The sequence below is a fragment of the Peribacillus sp. NPDC097225 genome, assembly GCF_044761955.1.
In the GTDB taxonomy this organism is placed as follows: Bacteria; Bacillota; Bacilli; order Bacillales; family DSM-1321; genus Peribacillus.
The window spans coordinates 122462-142338 of record NZ_JBIWDJ010000006.1 but is presented as its reverse complement, the minus strand read 5'-3'; the positions used below and the strand labels follow the sequence as shown (position 1 = coordinate 142338).

The 19877-nt window shown below is 41.5% G+C and carries 21 protein-coding genes and 1 pseudogene; 14 read left to right on the top strand and 8 right to left on the bottom strand.

What is annotated here, in order from left to right; genetic code table 11:
• The first annotated feature begins 175 nt into the window (after positions 1-175).
• The 4 genes from ACIQXH_RS16830 to ACIQXH_RS16815 all read left to right on the top strand — a co-directional run bounded on the left by ACIQXH_RS16830 (position 176) and on the right by ACIQXH_RS16815 (position 2460).
• Positions 176-670: an RNA polymerase sigma factor gene (locus ACIQXH_RS16830; RefSeq protein ID WP_402957065.1), complete on the top strand. Its 495-nt coding sequence runs from the start codon at positions 176-178 to the stop codon at positions 668-670.
• Complete coding sequence (locus ACIQXH_RS16825) at positions 667-1215, top strand: zf-HC2 domain-containing protein (protein WP_403124833.1); 549 nt, start codon at positions 667-669, stop codon at positions 1213-1215. Before ACIQXH_RS16830 ends, ACIQXH_RS16825 begins: the two co-directional genes overlap by 4 nt.
• Positions 1216-1217: 2 nt before the next feature.
• Positions 1218-1901 (top strand): YfjL-like protein, encoded by a 684-nt coding sequence (locus tag ACIQXH_RS16820; RefSeq protein WP_402957074.1) that lies wholly within the window; start codon positions 1218-1220, stop codon positions 1899-1901.
• Positions 1902-2034: 133 nt separating this feature from the next.
• Positions 2035-2460: a cytidine deaminase gene (locus ACIQXH_RS16815; protein ID WP_402875060.1), complete on the top strand. Its 426-nt coding sequence runs from the start codon at positions 2035-2037 to the stop codon at positions 2458-2460.
• A gap of 56 nt (positions 2461-2516) precedes the next feature.
• Here ACIQXH_RS16815 and ACIQXH_RS16810 read toward each other — a convergent pair whose 3' ends face one another.
• Positions 2517-3152 (bottom strand): FusB/FusC family EF-G-binding protein, encoded by a 636-nt coding sequence (locus tag ACIQXH_RS16810; protein WP_402957079.1) that lies wholly within the window; start codon positions 3150-3152, stop codon positions 2517-2519.
• Between the two features lie 137 nt (positions 3153-3289).
• A pseudogene (locus tag ACIQXH_RS16805) lies at positions 3290-3549 on the bottom strand (CD3324 family protein).
• Positions 3550-3893: 344 nt separating this feature from the next.
• Here ACIQXH_RS16805 and ACIQXH_RS16800 point away from each other — a divergent pair.
• The 5 genes from ACIQXH_RS16800 to ACIQXH_RS16780 all read left to right on the top strand — a co-directional run bounded on the left by ACIQXH_RS16800 (position 3894) and on the right by ACIQXH_RS16780 (position 9534).
• Positions 3894-4535 (top strand): SDR family oxidoreductase, encoded by a 642-nt coding sequence (locus ACIQXH_RS16800; protein ID WP_402957083.1) that lies wholly within the window; start codon positions 3894-3896, stop codon positions 4533-4535.
• A 365-nt stretch (positions 4536-4900) separates the two neighbouring features.
• Complete coding sequence (gene brnQ / locus ACIQXH_RS16795; RefSeq protein ID WP_402957109.1) at positions 4901-6229, top strand: branched-chain amino acid transport system II carrier protein; 1329 nt, start codon at positions 4901-4903, stop codon at positions 6227-6229.
• A 138-nt stretch (positions 6230-6367) separates the two neighbouring features.
• Complete coding sequence (locus ACIQXH_RS16790; RefSeq protein ID WP_402875246.1) at positions 6368-7231, top strand: ATP-binding protein; 864 nt, start codon at positions 6368-6370, stop codon at positions 7229-7231.
• A 15-nt stretch (positions 7232-7246) separates the two neighbouring features.
• Positions 7247-9163 carry a vWA domain-containing protein gene (locus ACIQXH_RS16785; RefSeq protein WP_403124830.1) on the top strand — a complete coding sequence of 639 codons (1917 nt, stop codon included), beginning with the start codon at positions 7247-7249 and terminating at the stop codon, positions 9161-9163.
• A 74-nt stretch (positions 9164-9237) separates the two neighbouring features.
• On the top strand, positions 9238-9534 hold the full coding sequence (locus ACIQXH_RS16780; RefSeq protein WP_402957133.1) for a spore coat protein: 297 nt from the start codon (positions 9238-9240) through the stop codon (positions 9532-9534).
• 67 nt (positions 9535-9601) lie between these two features.
• On the opposite strand, the gene ACIQXH_RS16775 is transcribed toward ACIQXH_RS16780, so the two are convergent.
• A complete protein-coding gene (locus ACIQXH_RS16775; RefSeq protein WP_402875037.1) occupies positions 9602-9721 on the bottom strand; it encodes a DUF4023 domain-containing protein in 120 nt (39 codons plus the stop codon).
• Positions 9722-9896: 175 nt separating this feature from the next.
• Between ACIQXH_RS16775 and ACIQXH_RS16770 the strand changes: the two genes are divergently transcribed.
• Positions 9897-10871, top strand: coding sequence for an alpha/beta fold hydrolase (locus ACIQXH_RS16770; RefSeq protein ID WP_403124827.1), 975 nt, complete (start codon positions 9897-9899; stop codon positions 10869-10871).
• Positions 10872-10994: 123 nt separating this feature from the next.
• On the opposite strand, the gene ACIQXH_RS16765 is transcribed toward ACIQXH_RS16770, so the two are convergent.
• Positions 10995-11708 (bottom strand): endopeptidase, encoded by a 714-nt coding sequence (locus ACIQXH_RS16765; protein WP_403124825.1) that lies wholly within the window; start codon positions 11706-11708, stop codon positions 10995-10997.
• A 461-nt stretch (positions 11709-12169) separates the two neighbouring features.
• Here ACIQXH_RS16765 and ACIQXH_RS16760 point away from each other — a divergent pair, with 461 nt between their 5' ends.
• Positions 12170-12886, top strand: a complete 717-nt coding sequence (locus ACIQXH_RS16760) for a YebC/PmpR family DNA-binding transcriptional regulator (protein ID WP_402957663.1) — start codon at positions 12170-12172, stop codon at positions 12884-12886.
• Positions 12887-14452: 1566 nt separating this feature from the next.
• Here ACIQXH_RS16760 and ACIQXH_RS16755 read toward each other — a convergent pair.
• Both ACIQXH_RS16755 and ACIQXH_RS16750 read right to left on the bottom strand, forming a co-directional pair.
• Positions 14453-15865 carry a polysaccharide deacetylase family protein gene (locus tag ACIQXH_RS16755; RefSeq protein WP_403124822.1) on the bottom strand — a complete coding sequence of 471 codons (1413 nt, stop codon included), beginning with the start codon at positions 15863-15865 and terminating at the stop codon, positions 14453-14455.
• 254 nt (positions 15866-16119) lie between these two features.
• On the bottom strand, positions 16120-16344 hold the full coding sequence (locus ACIQXH_RS16750) for a hypothetical protein (protein ID WP_402875029.1): 225 nt from the start codon (positions 16342-16344) through the stop codon (positions 16120-16122).
• A gap of 278 nt (positions 16345-16622) precedes the next feature.
• Here ACIQXH_RS16750 and ACIQXH_RS16745 point away from each other — a divergent pair, with 278 nt between their 5' ends.
• The 3 genes from ACIQXH_RS16745 to ACIQXH_RS16735 all read left to right on the top strand — a co-directional run bounded on the left by ACIQXH_RS16745 (position 16623) and on the right by ACIQXH_RS16735 (position 17676).
• Positions 16623-16796: a hypothetical protein gene (locus ACIQXH_RS16745; RefSeq protein WP_403080358.1), complete on the top strand. Its 174-nt coding sequence runs from the start codon at positions 16623-16625 to the stop codon at positions 16794-16796.
• A gap of 30 nt (positions 16797-16826) precedes the next feature.
• A complete protein-coding gene (locus ACIQXH_RS16740) occupies positions 16827-17300 on the top strand; it encodes a barstar family protein (RefSeq protein ID WP_403124820.1) in 474 nt (157 codons plus the stop codon).
• 145 nt (positions 17301-17445) lie between these two features.
• Positions 17446-17676 (top strand): DUF3953 domain-containing protein, encoded by a 231-nt coding sequence (locus ACIQXH_RS16735; protein WP_402957169.1) that lies wholly within the window; start codon positions 17446-17448, stop codon positions 17674-17676.
• Between the two features lie 251 nt (positions 17677-17927).
• On the opposite strand, the gene ACIQXH_RS16730 is transcribed toward ACIQXH_RS16735, so the two are convergent.
• On the bottom strand, positions 17928-18752 hold the full coding sequence (locus tag ACIQXH_RS16730; protein ID WP_403124817.1) for a hypothetical protein: 825 nt from the start codon (positions 18750-18752) through the stop codon (positions 17928-17930).
• A 140-nt stretch (positions 18753-18892) separates the two neighbouring features.
• Positions 18893-19816 carry a substrate-binding domain-containing protein gene (locus ACIQXH_RS16725; RefSeq protein ID WP_403124814.1) on the bottom strand — a complete coding sequence of 308 codons (924 nt, stop codon included), beginning with the start codon at positions 19814-19816 and terminating at the stop codon, positions 18893-18895.
• Positions 19817-19877 lie beyond the last annotated feature (61 nt).

Below are 19877 nucleotides of genomic sequence, written 5' to 3'. Positions count from 1 at the left end.
TACAGGTTTTATAAGGTCATTTAGTCTACTCATCTATAAGGCTGTTAACTATTTTTCGCTTAACTATATAGTAAAATTACAAAATGAACCTAAAATATGGTGATTTTTAAAAAAGTTGTAACGAAACATGTAACCGAGGTATTAATACTAGGAAAGGCAAGAGAGAGAGGGCGTTATGAAGAAGCTTGAAGAAGAATACGAAGAAATCCAACCAAAAATTTATGCGTTTTTTTATGCCAAGACAGGAAATCAGGCAACTGCTCAAGATCTTTGCCACGACACCTTTTATGAGGCGTGTAAAAACATCGCATCATATAATGGCGATTCCACCTTATCAACTTGGATATTTTCGATTGCAAATAATCTATTGAAAAAGTATTACCGCAAAAACAAATATCAGCTTGACTTAATGAAAAAACTTTCCATGGTGCCCGAAACCGAAATCCATTCATTAGAAGAGCTAGCAGAAATTAAGGAGGATACGAAAAATCTTTTGTATCATATTTCAAAGTTGGAGGATTCAGCGAGAGAGATTGTACTACTGCGTATATACGGAGAGCTGAGTTTTGCAGATATTGGCGCATTAATCGGTAAATCTGAAAATTATGCGCGAGTATCCTTTCACCGTCTGAAATTGAGGATTCAAAAAACAATGGAGGAGACTTTATGAACACAAGATGTTCGGTGACACAAGATTTACTACCTTTATACGAAGAGGAATTATTACAACTGAAAACTCAACGGTTTGTTGAGGAGCATTTGCAAAGTTGCCAAGAATGTCGGCAGATAGCAGAACAATCACAGATTCCATTGCCCGCGGAAGTAATACCCGGCGGTGCTTCTAAAAAAATGATGCGGAATATAACCTTGAAATTGACGACAATACAGATTTTCTTTGTAGCCATTGCCTTTATATTGGCAATGAGTACGACCATTATGAATGACAATAGTGGCTTTATTCTGACCTACGCCATTTTAGGTGCGGTCACGTATCTGTTTTACCGATCAGTCCTCATTGCCATCCTGCTTGCGGGTATACCGAATTTTATATGGAATTGCCTGTTATATATGACGGATTGGTTCGGCGAGTTTTATGCTCAAAGTTTTTCGGAAGCTCTTCTAATAGCACTGACTTCCTTAATTGTCCACCTGCTGTTAACTTTTATCGGAATCATTATCGGCTTTTGCATTCTTAAAATAAGAGAGGAAAATTAATTATGAAAAAGAAAATGATATACAGCGTGATTGCCATTTCATTAATTGCCGCCATAGTGTTCGCTTATATGCAAATGAGCGGAAATAAAACTGGTAAATACAAAGCAAAGGAGAGTCTGGAAGAGTTTTTAGAACAAACTTATCCCGACATGGACTACGAAATCAAGCGGTCGGTAGGGTATGGATGGACCGATGAAACGTATGAGTTTAATGTAGTGGTAAAGGATTCGGCAGCAGTTGAAACCACCTATCGCTTCTATGTCTCCGGTATCGAACCGTATGAAGTTTATAGTGATACAATCCATGAATCCAAGATAGAGAAAGATGCATCCAAAAAGCTAAATGCGGAGGCAGAACAGTATATTCTAGCGCTCCTCCAGGAAAAAATCCCGCAAGTCGATTCTGTGGATACGGATGTGGAAGTATACAACAAAGTTGCCGAGGAATGGACACCACAGATGAAAACGCCAAAGCCGATTCACATTATGCTGGAAATTGAAAAAGGCGATTTAACAAAAGAACAGATGGTGCAGCAGTGCAAGATTATACAGGAGTTATTGAATGACGAATCGATCGATTATTATACTACCGAGGTGGGATATCGAAGTATGGTGAACGGAGAAGAAAATTATGAGTACGTCAGTTTTACTCCAGGCAAGGAATTGACAATAAATGATTTGAATTAAAAACGAATAAGCCTTTCACTTAAATAATTTCTATGGACCGCATCGTTTGTTAGCCGTAACTGCCAAGTTCGGTGTAGATTGATAAGTCAGGTGTGTCTAGAGCTAGTCGTTTTTTAGAAAAGGGGAATGCTGTATGATGACCTATCCTTTACAAGAATCCGATTATCCAGTAATCGAGGCTGCAAGGGAAAAGATCAAAGCGCTGTACGAGGAAGATAAGCACCATGTAGGGGCAGCGTTGAAGACAAAGTCGGGTAAAATTGTAGCTGCGGTACATATGGAAGCATATGTCGGCCGTATCACGGTGTGTGCTGAAGCCGTTGCGATTGGAAAGGCGATATCGGAAGGGGAAAAAGAGTTTGATACGATCGTGGCTGTGAAGCATCCCTATTCCGATGAAATCAATAGAGAGTTAAAGGTGGTCAGTCCTTGTGGGATGTGCCGGGAACTGATCTCGGATTATGCAGAGGATTGTTTTGTGATCATAGAGGTGGATGGGGAAACGGTTAAAACGAAAATCAGCGAATTGATCCCTCTGAAATATACAAGGGGTTCGTAAAACAAGAGGCACATTCAAAAGGCAATCCTTCATACCGAAGGGTTGCCTTTATTCCTTTATTTGATCCGAGAAATGAAGTCATCCAATTTATCCAATGTGGTGATATTCTGGTTGCATTTCATACTATCGTTACAAATATAGTTCCCTTTTTTAATGAATGTGCCCTGAACGGTCCCTTTTGTTTCAGACATGAACATCCCGACTTCCTCAAAACGGCTGCATATCGCGCAGATTCCTTTTTTATGGGAAGGTTTGAATGTCCCATGCAGTCCAACCAGCTTATTATGCCGGGGGGCGATGATGAATTTCTTTCCTGAGCCAGTATCGTCCCATCCCAAGTAAGAAATCCCTCTTAAATCGATGGTTTCCATTTTGGGGGCCTTTAATTTCTTCGCCTTAGGAAATAACTTCTTGACCGTTTGTTCCGTTACTTCTTTAAAAGGGATGACATAGGGTTTGAGTTCCAAGAGAAAGGCTTCAGCATGGGCAGGATCCTTGATGGTGTCGATGGGGTCCAAAAGTTGCTTGTGCTTGTCGTCCAGTTCATTGAATAATTTCAGCACTCTTTCTTTTGCAACGGACTTGACTGTATGAACGACATCTTTATCGTTGGCCGTTGCGTGTCCATTTATCAGTATCTGCGTTTGTAATTTGATGAAGTTATATTGTTCACTTTTGATAAAGGGTTCCATTTCCCCACTCCTGTTCATGTTCCTGTTGCTTTCATTTTACAGAATCGGCTTTTTGAATGAAAGGTGGAAAATGTTTAGGAAACAAATTTGGCATAGAAATAGCACTGATCTCTTTCATCAGTGCTGCGAGACAAGCTCTATTTGGAATAAATGATTTTTTTAATGGTTTCCGTTGAGAGAAAATGTTCTTCTGCTAATTGATGGATAGCGGTCCCGGTTTTAAAGGCATATTTAATCGAGGCATTTCGCTCATCGATCAATTTCCGGGATCCAGAACGTGTTCCCCATTATGCGTTTGATCAGGTTTGGGAATATAGATGGTTTCCCCTTGCACATACTTTTGAATTTCCTGAATCAATGCCTCGGGTAAAACGGCTGTTGCTTTTACATACGTCATTTCTGCCAGCTCCTTATTTTTTGTTGCGAATGAAATAAGGGGCAAAGCCTGTTTAGATAGAAATGATAAAAGATGGGCGATGTTCGTTTATTTTATTTCCACCCCATGCAAAGTATCGCCTCCACTATCAGGCTTTGCATGAGACGCTGCAGAAGGTGGCAAAACACGTTTCATTGCCATCATTACACCTCCTTATCGAATTCCCTTTATTATAAAATATCTCAAGCACATTGCAAGGAAATTCCATTTTCATCCTTGCGTTATGCTGATTGTTTGCTGTTGCGCACCGTTCATGAAATAATTGGATGAGAAAACCAATTATCCAGTATGGGGGCTGATTTTATATGAAAGTATTCGTAGTTGGAGCAAATGGGCAGATCGGGAAAAAGGTAGTTACGTTATTGAAAGAAAGTGAACATAGTGTACGGGCCATGATTCGAAAAGAGGAACAGAAGAAATCATTTGAAGAAATCGGAGTCGAATCAGTAATCGTCAGCTTGACGGGAACGGTGGAAGAGATTTCAGAAGCGGCGAAAGGGTGCGACGCCATCGTGTTTGCAGCAGGTTCCGGGGGCAACACAGGGGCTGATCAAACCTTATTGGTAGATCTTGACGGCGCAGTCAAGACAATCGAAGCGGCTGAAAATTTACAGGTGAAGCGGTTTATCATGGTCAGCGCTTTTCAGGCAAACAACCGGGAAAACTGGAGCGAAGCCATTAAACCGTATTATGTGGCCAAGCACTATGCCGATCGAGCACTGTTGCATAGTGATTTAACGTATACAATCATCCGGCCGGGCGGTCTCGTGAACGAACCGGGAACAGGCCAGGTGACGGCTGCCGAGAAACTGGAAAGGGGCACGATCCCGCGGGAGGATGTGGCCAAGACAATTGTGGCTGCCTTAACCGAGGAACATACCTATAACCGTTCCTTTGATTTGATTGCAGGGGAAACTCCAATTGCTGAAGCGTTGAATTCCATATAAGATAGGAAGAACGAATGAGCAGGGCCATCCCAAATGGATGGCCCTGCTTTTGCGTTTATCAGGCCAGCTCTGGTTAACCAAACAAAAACATTATCGGCTACTGAAATAACGTTATTTTAGGCTACAGAGTTCTTTTTCTTTGTGTCGAAAGACCTACTATCATGCATGAAACTATTTTTATTTAGATAATAAGAAACACTAAAATGATTTTTCGGAATAATTACTAAAATAGTTTTTGACAAACGTACCACTGCATTTTATAGTTAGGAGTGTTGTGTTGTGGGTTTGTACGAATCGTGTACTTTGAATCGCAGGCACTTCTCTTATCTAATGATTAGGAGAATTAGAACATTGGAGGTTTCGTAATGTCACAGAAAGCACCACTTTCTTTTACATTGGTTACAGGTTTAATGCTATTTGCTTTGTTTTTTGGGGCAGGTAATTTGATTTTTCCTGCCATGCTTGGTCAATCCTCTGGGACCAACTTATGGTCGGCTAACCTTGGATTCATCCTTACCGGAGTTGGATTGCCTTTTATCGGAATCCTGGCATTTGGTATTTCAGGTAAAAATGATGTGCAGTCACTGGTAAGCCGGGCGCATCCTATGTTCGGTTTGATTTTCACAATCGTTCTTTATCTATCACTTGGACCATTATTCGCTCTTCCGCGAACTGGAAGCGTATCTTATGAAATAGGAATTAAGCCATTCCTTCCAGATGGAGTCGGTTTTTTACCTTTGTTGGTCTTCACCATCATCTACTTTGGCGTTGCTTGTCTCTTATCTATTAATCCCTCAAAAGTTTTGGATATTGTCGGAAAAATATTAACTCCATTATTATTAATTTTCATTGCCATCCTGATCATTGTGGCGATCATAAACCCAATGGGGAACATTCAAGCTCCTATAGCAGACTATTCTGGCAATTCATTCTTTAAAGGATTCAAAGAGGGCTATTTAACAATGGATACCCTGGCATCCTTTGCTTTTGGTATCATTGTGATCAACACCATCAAGGATAGGGGCATCACTTCCAAGAAGGAAATTCTGAAGTTCTGTACTAAAGCCGGTTTGATTGCCGCCTTCCTGTTAATGATCGTTTATACGTCATTAACATATGTAGGGGCAACTAGTGTGGAATTGCTTGGCCAGTTAGGGAATGGCGGAGACGTTCTTGCCCAAGTATCGAACCACTTTTTCGGTTCTGGAGGTGCCGTGTTATTAGGCCTGATTGTGATTGCCGCTTGTTTAACGACGAGCATCGGCCTGATTACGGCATGTTCTACTTACTTTAACAAGTTGTGGCCATCTGTATCCTATAAAATTTATGTGGTCATTTTTTCTGCATTCAGTGCAGCGGTGGCCAATGTCGGCCTAAGCAACTTAATCGAGTATACGGTGCCGGTATTGACGGCGCTCTATCCAGTTGCCATCGTCATCATCGCGTTGACATTTTTACATCCCCTTTTCAAAGGGAGATCGGAAGTGTATTTGGGAAGTCTTTTCCTTACCTTGATTTTCGGGATTTATGATGGACTCATTGCTTTCGGGATACCAAAGAACCCGGTTACTGAATTTTTGACTGACTACCTGCCATTATTCAGTGTAGGGGTAGGTTGGGTCATTCCTGCCATCGTTGGTGGGATAATCGGCTATATCGTAAGCCTGATAAAAGGGCAACCGGTAACGAATTAGAATGTAAGGCTAGAAATGATACGATTATGAATGAAAGGAGCTGTCTTTTTTGACGGCTCCTTTTTGATTAAATGCAGATGTTTGTCTTTACTGGAAAAGAACTTTAGAATGAGGAAAAAGGAGTGGAGTGAGATCGTGATGAATACGTTGCCAGAAGAAATAGCGAATATTTTACATACGAATAAGAAAAAACCTGTGCAATTTCAGGAGCTGATTTCCAAAGGTGGATATTTGCCACCCGAGATGGATTTGATGGTCGATGCGATTTCAGCGTTGAGCATGGGGAAAAACATTTTGTTAAAAGGTCCCACAGGGGCAGGGAAGACGAAGTTTGCGGAGACGTTATCCCATTTATTCAACCAGCCGATGTTCAGTGTCAACTGTTCGGTCGATTTGGATGCTGAGAGCTTGTTGGGCTTCAAGACTTTATCCTATAACGAGGGCAAACAGGAGATTGAATTCGTTCCGGGACCCGTGACAAATGCGATGAATCACGGAACTTTCCTCTATATTGATGAAATCAACATGGCGAAGCCTGAAACGTTGCCGTTGATCAATGGGGTGCTTGATTATAGAAGGACGATCACGAATCCATTTACGAATGAAATCGTCACGGCAAAAGAGGACTTCAATGTGATTGCGGCCATCAATGAAGGCTATGTAGGTACAGTGCCGTTGAATGAAGCGCTGAAAAACCGGTTCATCGTGATTGAGGTTCCCTATATTGAAGGAGAGCAGCTTAAGCAATTGATCGAAACCAATACGAAACTGAAGGATGCACGGACCATTGAGCTGTTCGTCAAGCTATCGGGTGATTTGATTCATGCCGTGAATCAAGGGAAAGTGGCTGAGGATGCAGCATCGATACGGGCACTGCTTGATGCGTGTGATTTAAGTGTACTAATCCCACCTAAGCGGGCGATTCTTCGTTCAATTGTGGATAAGCTTGATGAGGAACGGGAGCGGGAATTTGTGAAGAACTTGGCCGACACATTATTCTAACTAGGAGAATGCCGCATGAAGTATATTCGATTCAACGATTCAATTATTGATACGGCGCTTTTTTTGCAGCTTCAGGATTTATCGACGGTTTTATCCGGTATTCCTGAACTGGAATTTGAATACAACTATGGATCTTTCCTTGATTCTGTAAACAGTAAAGTCACGGCGAGCCATTTTTGGGAAAACGGCAACCAAGAGGTAAAGGCTGTAGGATTGAAGACGGATGTACTTCTCAGGACGATTGGGACCCTTCATCATTCGAGCGTGAAGGATTTACAGTCCTATCGGGAAGTCATCGAGGAAAGCGGGCTTCCAAAGTTTTCGGCAGAGCTGTTTACCTTATTCGAAGATGTACGACTTGAAGAATTGATCAAAAAAGAGCGCCCGGGAACAAAGAAGTGGTTTTCTATACGCGAGGCGTATCTTACGCAATACTTTGAAACGCAATCGGCTGCGAACGTAACGAGGAGCTTTGCACTTGATGAACTGTTCTGCCTGATTTATTTACTGCTTCATTCCGATCGTCCGGATCCGATTTTTCCACGAGCCAACGAACGCCAGGTGGAGGCATTGGAAAAAATCAAACCGTTGATTTATATGGTGTTTGAAGCAAGGAAAACGAGTGATATCACGAGGATATGCGAACAAATCGTCTTCCGTTTGAATGAAGAGTATCAAGATAGCATGAATGAGTATTTCATCTTCCCGGTCGCGAATGTGGAACAGTATACGGCCAACACGCTTTTTGATGAACTGACGCGAAACGACGAGTTAGCGAATGATGACACAGAAGATGTGGATGAAGAGAATAGCGAGTTCATCGATGAAAAGTTCTCGACATGGCACCGGGAGAATAAGAATGGCGAGAACCCTTCCACCTTCCTTCAGTTTGAATTGGAGCAGGGGACGAAAACGAGCATGCTGGGTGGCGGTGCACGGGAAGCGGAAGATGCTGACCAGGCGTTGGCCTCGATTCAAGGCTCTTCCGGTGAAAGTAAAGAAAAGGACTACAAGCAACAGGAGACACTCGAGAAAAAGCAAACGAAACCCGGGAAAAGCGGTGATTATCCTTTTGGCGAGGATAATAAAGATGCCGTCATGATAACCAAAGAGGCGAGGGCGTCAACAATCGATGAGGAAAAACGGTATCGAGAGTTCGTGGCCGACATCGAACCTTTCAAGCGGAAGCTTTCCAGTACCATCGAAAAGACGCTTGAAAATAAGAAGAATGCACCAAGAAGGGACCTGGCATTCGGAAGGTTATCCAAGAAGTTGCTGCCTCTCGTGCTGGATGAAAATCCGCGGGTCTTTTATAAAAAGAACCAGGAGTCCAAGGAAATCGATGCCGTGTTCACACTTCTTGTCGATTGCTCGGCTTCGATGCACAATAAAATGGATGAAACGAAGCGTGGCATTGTCCTCTTTCATGAAGTGCTGAAGAAATTGAAAATCCCCCATTCAATCGTCGGATTTTGGGAAGACGCCAATGATGTGAAAGAAGGGTACCAACCGAACTATTTTCACGTGATTCACTCCCATTCCGATTCTCTTTACCAGAACGCCGGCGCGAAGATCATGCAGCTTGAACCTGAGGAAGATAATCGGGATGGTTACAGCATCCGCGTCGCGACTAAGGAATTGGAAAGAAGGCGGGAGAAGAATCGCTTTCTGCTCGTCTTCTCCGATGGCGAACCGGCTGCTGCACAGTACGACCAGAATGGAATCGTCGATACGCATCTTGCCGTATCCGAAGCGCGGAAAAAGGGAATCGATGTCATTGGCATGTTTCTAGCGGATGGAAGCATCGAGGAAAGTGAAGAACTGACGATGAAAAACATCTATGGCAAAGAAAGGCTGATGGTTCCCACTGTATCTGAATTGCCAGAGCACTTTACCCCGCTGTTGAAGAAACTGTTATTAAAGACCATTTGACGCCTGGAATTTTTGAGCACGCTTCTGTCTATTCATCATATTCTAGACTGTAACCTAGATGAGGAGTGACAGAGATGTACTACACAAGACAGAACTTTGGCGGATATGGAAACTTCGGGGGATTCCCGGGAGTTGGAGGATATGGTGTTCCAGGAGGATTTGGTCAACCAGTTGGGTATCCGATGTTTGGTGGCATGGGTGGTCATCCGGGAATGGGCTTTCCAGGAGGATTTCCGATGCACCACGGTTATGGCGGACAGAATAGCTTTCCCATGCAGATGCCAGGTGGCATGGGCGGACATGGAGGAGCCTTTCATCCATACCCGATGCATGGCGGCATGGGCCAAGGCGGCGGATATCAGCAATATTGAAACAGGAAAAAGAGCTAGTGGAGGTCCTTGTATGACCTCTTCTAGCTCTTTTTGTTTGGACTTTTGATCAATGCTGTTTGTTCGGCAACCTTTTCTCTGGGTGGCCATTCCCTTGACGGCGTTTATTATCCGCTTCTTTTTTTTGCTGTTCCTTGATCTTCTCAACAAATTCCTCAGAACGTTCCATGCATACAACCTCCTCCGTTATATTCTTTTTTACTATAACCAGAACGACTACGATTCATGAGGAAATCGAGCCGGAATTTACCCTGTGTAGCGAGAACATCCAAAACTTAACAAATTATCCTGTATCCTTTTATGAACCTGGAGCGTCATTTATATAGAAGGGAAAGGGGATGAACATGAAAAAGAGAAATAGGACGCTCAGGGTCATACGGTCAATCCTATTATTTGTTGTAGCCATATCCTTGGCTTGGATCGCTTTCCATACGGTCATGAAGGCCTATGAACAAAAGAAACATCCGGCATGGGGGCAAATGGTGGAAGTGGATGGAAAGGAGATGCATGTGTATACCAAAGGAGAGGGGGAGCATACGATTGTTCTATTAAGCGGTTTAGGAACGGCGGCGCCTGTCTTGGATTACGAACCATTGATTGACGAGATGGCAAAGGATAATAAAATCGTCGTAGTGGAGCCATTTGGCTATGGTTGGAGTGAGCTGACAGATAAGGAGAGGACCGTGGAAAATATCGTGGAGGAAATACGAACGGCCCTGAAGAAATCAAAGATAGAAGGTCCATACATATTGATGCCCCACTCCCTATCCGGAATCTATAGCATGTACTATGCCCATGAATATCCAAACGAGATCAAGGCCATTATCGGAGTGGATTTCACGTTACCGAAGGCATTAGAGTATTTTGAGGAGCCAGCTCCTAGCATGCCTGCCTATCTGAAGTATGTTGCACCCACTGGATTGGCACGAATAGCCTCTTACGTGAGCGCGGAAAATGTCCTGCCGATTGCGGATGAGGGTATATATTCAGAAGAAAATCTAGACATGACCAAAACGATTACGGCTTGGAAAGTGTACAACCGAAATATTGTCGATGAAGCAAATGCGATAGAGGAGAATGTGAAAAAGACGAAGGAGATGTCCTTCCCTTCAAACATGCCACTCCTGATCTTTGCTGCCAAAAGAGATAAGGTAACCGAAGATGGTAAAACGAACGAGACGTTTTATCGATCACAATTGGGGGAGAACCCTTTAAATGAACTCGTGGTCTTAGAAGGCCATCACTATCTTCATTGGACGCGCTATAAGGAAATGGGTGAACACGTTCGTCATTTCACCGAACAATTAGTAAGCCGGTAAAGGGAACTGCTGAAATCTCAGAGATTGGATGGGGAATCACCTTAAAGGAACATGGAGAAGGATTTATGAAAAAGCCACCTATCCTGTATAAGTGGCTTCCTGATCATTATATGGCATAACCCGTTATTTTTCTAAACTCCACAATCCATACGGGTTGTAAAAAGGATGGTCTTCCTCGTACCTGAAGTCTTGACGGCTAGTCAATGTAAAGGTGGGGGCATCCGATTTTATCCGGAAATCCTGGCCATTTGTGAAGGTAGGTCTTTCCCCAAGGTTATAAAAGTTGAAGGTGCTCAGTAACGTCACCGCATCTTTTGGGCTCATCGTGTTGAGCGTGACGACATCGGGAAGGCCGAATGCCTTCATTCCGAACGAACCATAGTGGTCTTCCTCACCAATGATGGTGACAAAGTGGGCATATACCGGGATGACATCCGGGTTCTTCTGTAAAGTTTGCCAGGCTTCCTTCGTATGAGCCATGCCCGCCGTTTCGATTTTTACAGCCATGCCACCCGCTTTAAGCAAGGCAGACCCAGCATCAATCAGGTTTATGACGGCCTCAAAGTCAGATACTTCCGCAATGATATAGACCGTGAAGGTATGATGATCGATTTCGGTCAACAGACTTTCAGGAAATGCCCCTTTACTGGCATAATCGAAGGCCTCTTTCAAATGAGGTTCATACTCATACACTTCGATAGGAAATGTAATATTCTTTTCTTTGTTATGCAAAACGTGTCCAGCCAACAGGTATCCATCGCTTTGCGTAGCCACCGCCTGAATCAATTCCGTGCGGTTCTTCCACACTCCAGGTATCCCGATAATAATTTCCGTCATGACGCACCTCGACTTTCTTTTTTTTACTATACTACGTCTTCAGCCGGTTTGTCTTATTGTATAATAGTGGAAAAGGGGCGATTCTTTTGAAAAATTACACCTCGATCTGTTTGCTTTTATTCAGTTCCAGCATTTTTTTGGGGTTAGCGTTAAGGAGTGTTTCGGAATACCCCATGCTTATCGGCGTGAGTATAGGGACGGTCTTCCTGATTCTGGCCATGATTACTGTAGGGATAAGAAACAGAAGGCAGACCTGATACTTTTTCTAGTGGAAAATTCATAGTGTGTAGGACTTTTTCAAATTAATGCAATTGATGTATAATATAAGCGAGTGACGGTATGTGATATTTTTACTAGAATATAATTTGTAGATTTACTCGTGAATCTATGGAAAAATGGTAATGGAATTTACCATATCAATCGATTTTTGTTTATCCAATGATGAAAGAGAGTGGAATATAATGGGTCGTAAGTGGAATAATATCAAGGAAAAAAAAGCGTCCAAAGATGCGAATACTAGCCGTATTTATGCAAAATTCGGACGTGAAATCTATGTGGTAGCCAAACAAGGTGAACCTGATCCGGAATCGAATCAGGCTTTACGTGTCGTATTGGAACGTGCGAAAACGTACAATGTACCAAGAGCGATCATTGACCGTGCAATCGAGAAGGCAAAAGGCGGTTCTGAAGAGAACTATGATGAACTTCGCTATGAAGGCTTCGGACCTAATGGATCCATGGTGATTGTGGACGCACTGACAAACAACGTTAACCGTACTGCTTCTGATGTACGTGCCGCTTTCGGTAAAAATGGAGGAAACATGGGGGTCAGCGGATCTGTTGCCTATATGTTCGATGCCACGGCCGTTTTCGGGATAGAAGGAAAGAATTCCGAAGAAGTACTAGAATTATTGATGGAAGCGGACGTTGATGTTCGTGATATCATCGATGAAGAAGATTCGGTTATCGTGTATGCGGAACCTGATCAATTCCATGCTGTACAACGAGCATTCAAAGATGTAGGCATCACGGATTTCACGGTTGCCGAGCTTACCATGCTTGCACAAAATGACCTAACACTTCCTGCTGATGCACAAGAGCAATTCGAAAAAATGATTGACGCATTAGAGGACTTAGAAGACGTTCAACAAGTTTATCACAATGTGGATCTTGGTTGATCATATAGAAAAGCGGGCCTGTGAGATATAATCACAGGCCTTAAACTGTAGGCACACTCGATTAAAATCGAGTGTGCCTACAGTTTTTTTTGTTTCAAAATGGAAAGACACCATTTTTTCCACCGGATAAAATTTGATAAGGGTGAAACCAAAGAAAGTACAAAAAGTCCTGAGAGAAGTTATTATGTGAAAGATGAACGGACACACACAGATAGCCTATTCATTCTACACGGCTGCGACCGGAAGGATCTATACGGGGAATAACCGGCCTGATTTACCTACAAAGGAGATGAAAATTCGCTGAAATATGAAATTACATAAAAATTTCAATCAATTGATTAAGTGCCTTTTTAGTATAGGAAATATATGGGTAATAAGTTGTTTTAATATATTAGTATTTTATGCCTCTATATTTGACAGGGGTATTATGTTATTTCACTAGTATTACTTTTTGGTATCGTACTTTCACCGATATCTATTAAAACAAAGAGCTCTGCATATGCTGATGAATTACCAACAGAAGTTGAAAAGGGAAAAATCCTATCAGTTTTAGAGATTATCCAAAATGGGATAGCAGAAGAGGATAATAAAATATTATTAGACTTAGTAATGGATTATCTAGCACTGAAATTGATAATCTTAAACTAGCACTAGCAGATATTTCTGTTGAAGAGTTAAATGGGATTACAAATGAGTCAAAGTTTCTTGAAAAAGAAATTCTTAAACAAGATGATATAATACAAATTGAGGAACTTACAGCTGAGGCCAAGGGGCGCCATGCTGCTCCACCAACTGCACTTAAAAAAACGCTTAAAGTTATTTTTGGAACAATTGTTGGTATGACAATAGCAACTACTATTGTTCAAGATATGTACAAGTTGGGTGCCAATAAAGCTTGCCATAAATGGGGAAACAATCGACCTAAGGTTAAAAGTGCCTGTAAAACTCTAGGATACTGGTAAAATGATCGAAACTAAGGGGTGAACTTTTATGTTTAACGTACCTGAATTTTCGAGGGTGAAAAAATTAAAATTAGCTACACATTCATTACTTATATGTGTTCTATTAAGTTTAATCAGTTTAATCATTAATGATGTATTTTCTCTAGTGGTACATGAAAGAATTAATGTAAACCTATTCTTTATCCCTATTATTATGGTTTTTTGGGTTTTAATCGCTATAAATAAACCTACTTATCAAAAGTAAAAAGAGAATCTAGCTTACCTAAACGGATACCTATAGATTGGACACTTAGAAAAGAGTGTTTCTTCTATAGGTATTTTTTTAGAGAAGGCCAAGGTACGGGTTAAGGTAGCCTTAAAAATATTAGAGACAGCAAAGGCGCCTATACTGTGAAAATCTATTCTTTCTCAAGCTGCTCAATTTTGGTTGTTGTAGAAAAATATCATATATCTATAGATCATTGTGGTCTTGGGATCGGCGTGTCCCAGGCTTTGTTGAATTCTACATAAAGCGGTTTTGTTCGAGTATCGTATGAAGTACTTTCGGTTTAGCCCCTTTTTACAGAAAAGAGCCTGTTTTGATGACAAAACAGGCTCTTCACATTTATTCTTTTACTTTGATTCCATATCGTTTACGGTCTTGTTTCACTTTTTCAAGTTCGGACACGGTAACGAGTTGGTAGCCTTGCTGGTCCAGCTGTTTGATGATTTCGTCAGCCGCTTGGGCGCTGGTTTTGTAAATGTCGTGCATGAGGATGATCTTCCCGTCTTCCGCTTTGTTCATGACTTTGCGGACCACTTTCTTCTTGTTCCGGAGCTTCCAGTCTTCCGGGTCTATTTCCCAGAGTGCGACATCCATATCGCCTATATGTTTGCGGACCTTATCGTTTATTGCACCATATGGCGGACGGATAAGGGATGGCTCGTAACCACTGGCTTTTAGGACGGCAAGTTGTGTTTTGTTAATTTGACTCTTGATCTTTTTCTTGTTTAGGCGTGTCAGTTGCGGATGATCCCAGGAATGGTTCCCGATTTCATTACCTTGTGCAATCATTTTTTGCAAGACCTCTGGATAGTGCTCGACACGGCTTCCTAATACGAAGAAGGTCGCATGTGCTTGATGTTTGTTCAAGGACTTCAGGATGGCCGTCGTATTGTCAGGGTGAGGTCCGTCATCGAATGTGAGGGCGATCACCTTTTGGGATGGATCGATCCAATCATTCTTTGGAGGAAGCTTGGCGACAATATGCTTGGGCTGCCTTTCCTTCACGCGATCTTGATTCATGTCCTTGTTTTGATATGTATCTAGCAAGCTATCTTTGAATAACTCTTTTTTGATAGCGATGGATTGTATGGTGGATGAATCTCCGTCTTTTTTCGGTTTCATATAGAAAACCAGCGTGTTTTTCAATACGGAAAATGAATCAAAATTGTCCATTTTCGGATCTGTCATTTTCTTGATCATGTCTTCGGTAAGTGTTTTGTCTTTCTTATCACTTAACTCTTCAAAGGCAATGTCGGATAAGACCGATAAATAATCAGTATCAGAATAAAAAATGTCATCTAAAGAGAGGATTTCTTGAGAGGGAATATCATATGTGAAAATGTTATATTCCGATTGTTTTTTACCTGCAATTTGTTGATATTTATCGAAGGAAATCGTGATGGTCTGTTTGCTGAAATGAAGGATTTCATAAGTGATGTTCAACTCAGAAGAAGCTTCTCCATCGACAGCCTTCCATTTCTTTTGATACTCCTTTATTTCTTTATGAATATAGGATTCTAGCTGCTCATCGATTGACTCTTGATGGAATATCGGCCTGCTTACTGAAAATCCACCTTTTGTATAATCGTTAACATCCGTTTGAATATCCGCATCCGGATAATTTTCATCTATGGAATAAGCGGAAACTGTATGCTTATTTTTCAACAGTTTAATAGCCAATCCGGACAAGCCCAAAACCACAGTTAGACATAAAAGAGAAATAAATACTTTTTTATAATTTGATTTGCTCATGATGCTTTCCCACCTCGTGATAATTCTACTATAATATAACTACAAAAGCCTTAAAAGTTTGTAAAATAATTCATTTTTTATAGGGTGAATTTTCCCTGGTGGTTTTTAACTAAGATATGACCTTCCTTGTGCCTATAGAAGTGGTATTTATTATCAAAAGTAATGGGACCGTTTCATGAAAAGCGGAGGTTGAAGTGTATCGTGGTGGAAGAAATGAACGTCCATGTTGATTTCTGTTTCTAAGCGGAAAAAGATTAGAGAGTTTTGGATTCATCGGCAGGCGAATGAAGCTTCATTTGATCGAGTTCAATCCTTAACTTCTCTGTTTCTATCAGATAGTTTTCGTGTTTGAGTTTTTCGAGTTCTATTTCGTCTTTAAGCATTTTATGCTTAATTTTCGCTTGTTCCTGAAAATGGTTTGTCACGATCGCGATAATAGGAATAGAGAATATCATGACAACGGTTATTGTGCCAACCATAATGTGCCCTCCCCTCAAGTGGAATTTTATGTCTTCTCTATATTATACAACTGTGGTTACATTTAGGAAGCGGTTTTGAAATAATTGGTTATTCCTTCGGAGGGAATAGGCGGAATGGCCAAGGGAAGGGAGCGGTTAAAATAAAAACTACGGAAATATCAGAGCGAAAATCAAAAGGTTTACTGGCCCTTGCCATCATACTGGAATCCGTGTTTTTCTTCGTTTTTTTTACCGGAATTCTTTCTAACCTGCATGTCTATATAGGTGCTGCTACTGGCTTGGTGATTGGGTTTGTCAGTTTATTGATCAGCGCCTATTTACTAGCGAAAAAATCATATGGTGCCATCTCGCTATGCATCCTATTCTTTTCTGTATTGATCACTTTTTTCACGTTCGTTGCTTATTTTTTACCCGAAGCAGGCTATCCACCACCCATTCGTTTGTTCTTTTAATTTTATTGATTCTTTAGCGAGGTGATGACCGTGGAACTTTGGAAAAGTCTTCTTTTAAATGGTGCTGTTAAGCTATTTCAGAGGACAGAATTATTGGATGCATGTATTTCAGATATTTCTCGTGAAGGTTTCGAAATCCATGTAATGGATTGTTCAAAGTGGGATTTGGAAAGTTACCATAATGACTTGGCATCGATACTCCAATTTCCTGATTATTACGGAAAGAATTTGGATGCCTTTCATGACTGTTTATCAGATATGGCCCCAGAAGGAAGAGGGATGGTCTTGGTGTTTAAGAACTACGATTTATTCGCAAATAAGGAACCGGAAGTTGCTTATCGATTGTTGGATATCGTTCAAACAAACGCTTGGCGATTTTTACTGGAGGACATTAAATTACTAGCTTTTGTCCAATCGAATGACGCGACAATCGAATTCCCGCGTTTAGGCGGCATGCCTGCTGAATGGAATAATGAAGAATGGCTGAATGTAAATAGAGGCTAGTATTTTGGAGAAGGTTGCTGCGGCAGCCTTTTTTATTTGGCCCCAGCACGTCAGTAAACTAAAGAAACGTTCAATGTCCTCATAAATGAAAAGATGATAAATGGTATGATTAAGAAATCATACATAAATAGGAGGAATTAATTCCTTGAAAGTAGTAAAAATCATCTTAGCAGCCATGGTTATTAGTCTAGCCACTTATAGTCTAAAAACTGAAACCGATTTAATGCCATATTATATGTTTTTCTTAGGCGCTCTGATATTGGTGACAGGGATAGCCGAACTTCAAAAAGACAAAAAAGGCTTTAAGGGACACCTGAGCATCGGGATTGCTTTCTTTGTTTTCTTGGTTTCCATCCAGAGTTTTTTCATGGGCTAACAGGTAGGCAGCCTATTTTGAAAGAACAATAAATGATAGAAGGGCATGTTTTGATCGGTTTCAAAACATGCTTTTTCTATTGATTTGAATCAGAGGGGGAGACGATGGTCAGTTTGAAATGATCTTCACGTACATTCCTTTTTTGGCTTTTCGTTTAGCGCTTTCGTTCATCGTTTTAATAGTTTCTGATAAGGTAGAAGCAGATTCCATATAGTTCATCCGTTATTAACACCTGGGGAACGCCTCACTTATCATGTCATGTCCATCCTGTTCACTTCATCCGTCAAACCCATCTTCAGCATTTCGGTTTTCACACATTCTTTCAATTCATCGTCTTCTTGTATGAGGTAGAAGTATTGCAAGTTTCGGATGGTTGCTAATTTGGTTGCCTCATCACTTCTATCAAAAAATTTCCCCAAGTCTTTTAGATTGATCGTTGAATCTCTGTTCATGGAAAACGTCTCCTGATTAGGACGGTCATCGCTTACAACCCCTAATGTATCAAAAGTAGGGAGGGAGGCCACTTTTTTTCTTTGCTCACGTACAGTGACTTCGACATATTCGTATAAATCATCAAGGGGTTTACGGTTGAGTTCTTGTTGGATCCTGTTGCAAACGTAGGCACTTTGCGCTGAAAACTCCGGATCCGCGGTTGCTTCTTTAGTGATCCAATCCAAAAATTCCTGATATTCTTCTATGTTTGAATAACCTAATAGGTTTTCGATCACCGAGGCATCATTCAAGGTCAGAATTACATCTATGAATTCTGCAAGATTTCTAGCTATGATTTTTACGTGATTTCCGAAATTCATGGGGCTCACGCAAACGATGAAGGCCTCGTCTAATTGTTGCACCCTGCCAAAATCGGTGAGGAATCCATAGTGAATCCCATCAGCCCCAATGCTTGCGAATGGGATGACATCATAGGGCGTGACATCGTAGGAATAATCATCATCTTGTAAGAATAGGGATAACTGATCGAATAAGCTGTGTCCCTCCTTTTGTAAATCTTGATCTAATTTAGTCAATGCCTGAAGAGCATCGGGGAATTCTTTGTATTTTCCTAGAACATTCACGTTCAAAGCCTCCTATAAAAGAAATAGTGTTCCTACTATATTCACTATCCTTCGTCATCAAGCCTGCTTTTACAGAGGAAAAATTATTAATGATTGGAAGGCATGCCAAACGGGAAGGCTCCTCAAAGAGTCCTCCCCGTTTAAAATGTTTCACAAATGATCGAACCCGTCCTGGATATGTCGTAATCACCCAATGCGTTGATTTCGGACTGAAAGGGTTTCGATGTTAATATCTCCTTAACCATCGTTAGAAGCTGGTCATTTTTCGGAGTCTTTAGAATGACCAAATCGTACCGTTCGGTTATTAATGGAACGAAGTCCACCCCGACGATTTTGGCCGCCTTTTCGATACCAATCCCAACATCCGCCAACCCTGCCGAGACAGCCGAGGCCACACTCAGATGATTGGTTTCTTCGTGTTCATAGCCCTTTAGGCTTTGAGCGGATATCTGATGGAGTCTAAGCTGCTCATCAAGCAGGATACGGGCGCCGGACCCTCTTTCCCGATTGATGATCGTCAAGTCCTGATTCAAGTCAGACCATGTGTGGAGATGGAGCGGGTTGCCCTTTTGGACGTAAAAACCTGCTTTCCTTGAAACAAGGTTGATTAACATATAGGGATATCCAACCAAAATTTTCTTTATGTAAGGCAGGTTATATTCTCCTGTATCTCCGTCAAACATATGCATGCTGGCAATATCCGCTTCGCCGTTGTACATCGAGATCAGACCGTTCAAACTGCCGGTGTTGGACCGTAGCGTTTTATAAGGTGAATCCTTTTCGATATATTGACCAAGAATATCTAGCACCATATCCTGTCCGCTTATGACAAGGTTATGCGATTCCTTCAATTGCGCTTTTTGATTTTCGGTAACCGGAACTGGGGTGGATGGGGACTTATGACCTTGAATGTAGTCGTCCAAGTCTTTTGCATCCATTCTCATCTGCCTGCCGACCCGGAAGATGGGTAGCTCGCCTTTTTTAACCAAATCATAGATCGTTAGTTTGGATACCTTTAATAATTGTGATACTTCTTCGATCGTATAGGATAGCTCTTTCGACATGATGTGCATCCCTCCAACTTTATTGTATCCTAGTGGCTTACATAAATAAATTACAAGAGGG

Coding starts and splice junctions, on each gene's coding strand:
- ACIQXH_RS16830 (WP_402957065.1), top strand. CDS start 176: ATGAAGAAGCTTGAAGAAGAATACGAAGAAATCCAACCAAAAATTTAT.
- ACIQXH_RS16825 (WP_403124833.1), top strand. CDS start 667: ATGAACACAAGATGTTCGGTGACACAAGATTTACTACCTTTATACGAA.
- ACIQXH_RS16820 (WP_402957074.1), top strand. CDS start 1,218: ATGAAAAAGAAAATGATATACAGCGTGATTGCCATTTCATTAATTGCC.
- ACIQXH_RS16815 (WP_402875060.1), top strand. CDS start 2,035: ATGATGACCTATCCTTTACAAGAATCCGATTATCCAGTAATCGAGGCT.
- ACIQXH_RS16810 (WP_402957079.1), bottom strand. CDS start 3,152: ATGGAACCCTTTATCAAAAGTGAACAATATAACTTCATCAAATTACAA.
- ACIQXH_RS16800 (WP_402957083.1), top strand. CDS start 3,894: ATGAAAGTATTCGTAGTTGGAGCAAATGGGCAGATCGGGAAAAAGGTA.
- brnQ (WP_402957109.1), top strand. CDS start 4,901: ATGTCACAGAAAGCACCACTTTCTTTTACATTGGTTACAGGTTTAATG.
- ACIQXH_RS16790 (WP_402875246.1), top strand. CDS start 6,368: ATGAATACGTTGCCAGAAGAAATAGCGAATATTTTACATACGAATAAG.
- ACIQXH_RS16785 (WP_403124830.1), top strand. CDS start 7,247: ATGAAGTATATTCGATTCAACGATTCAATTATTGATACGGCGCTTTTT.
- ACIQXH_RS16780 (WP_402957133.1), top strand. CDS start 9,238: ATGTACTACACAAGACAGAACTTTGGCGGATATGGAAACTTCGGGGGA.
- ACIQXH_RS16775 (WP_402875037.1), bottom strand. CDS start 9,721: ATGGAACGTTCTGAGGAATTTGTTGAGAAGATCAAGGAACAGCAAAAA.
- ACIQXH_RS16770 (WP_403124827.1), top strand. CDS start 9,897: ATGAAAAAGAGAAATAGGACGCTCAGGGTCATACGGTCAATCCTATTA.
- ACIQXH_RS16765 (WP_403124825.1), bottom strand. CDS start 11,708: ATGACGGAAATTATTATCGGGATACCTGGAGTGTGGAAGAACCGCACG.
- ACIQXH_RS16760 (WP_402957663.1), top strand. CDS start 12,170: ATGGGTCGTAAGTGGAATAATATCAAGGAAAAAAAAGCGTCCAAAGAT.
- ACIQXH_RS16755 (WP_403124822.1), bottom strand. CDS start 15,865: ATGAGCAAATCAAATTATAAAAAAGTATTTATTTCTCTTTTATGTCTA.
- ACIQXH_RS16750 (WP_402875029.1), bottom strand. CDS start 16,344: ATGGTTGGCACAATAACCGTTGTCATGATATTCTCTATTCCTATTATC.
- ACIQXH_RS16725 (WP_403124814.1), bottom strand. CDS start 19,816: ATGTCGAAAGAGCTATCCTATACGATCGAAGAAGTATCACAATTATTA.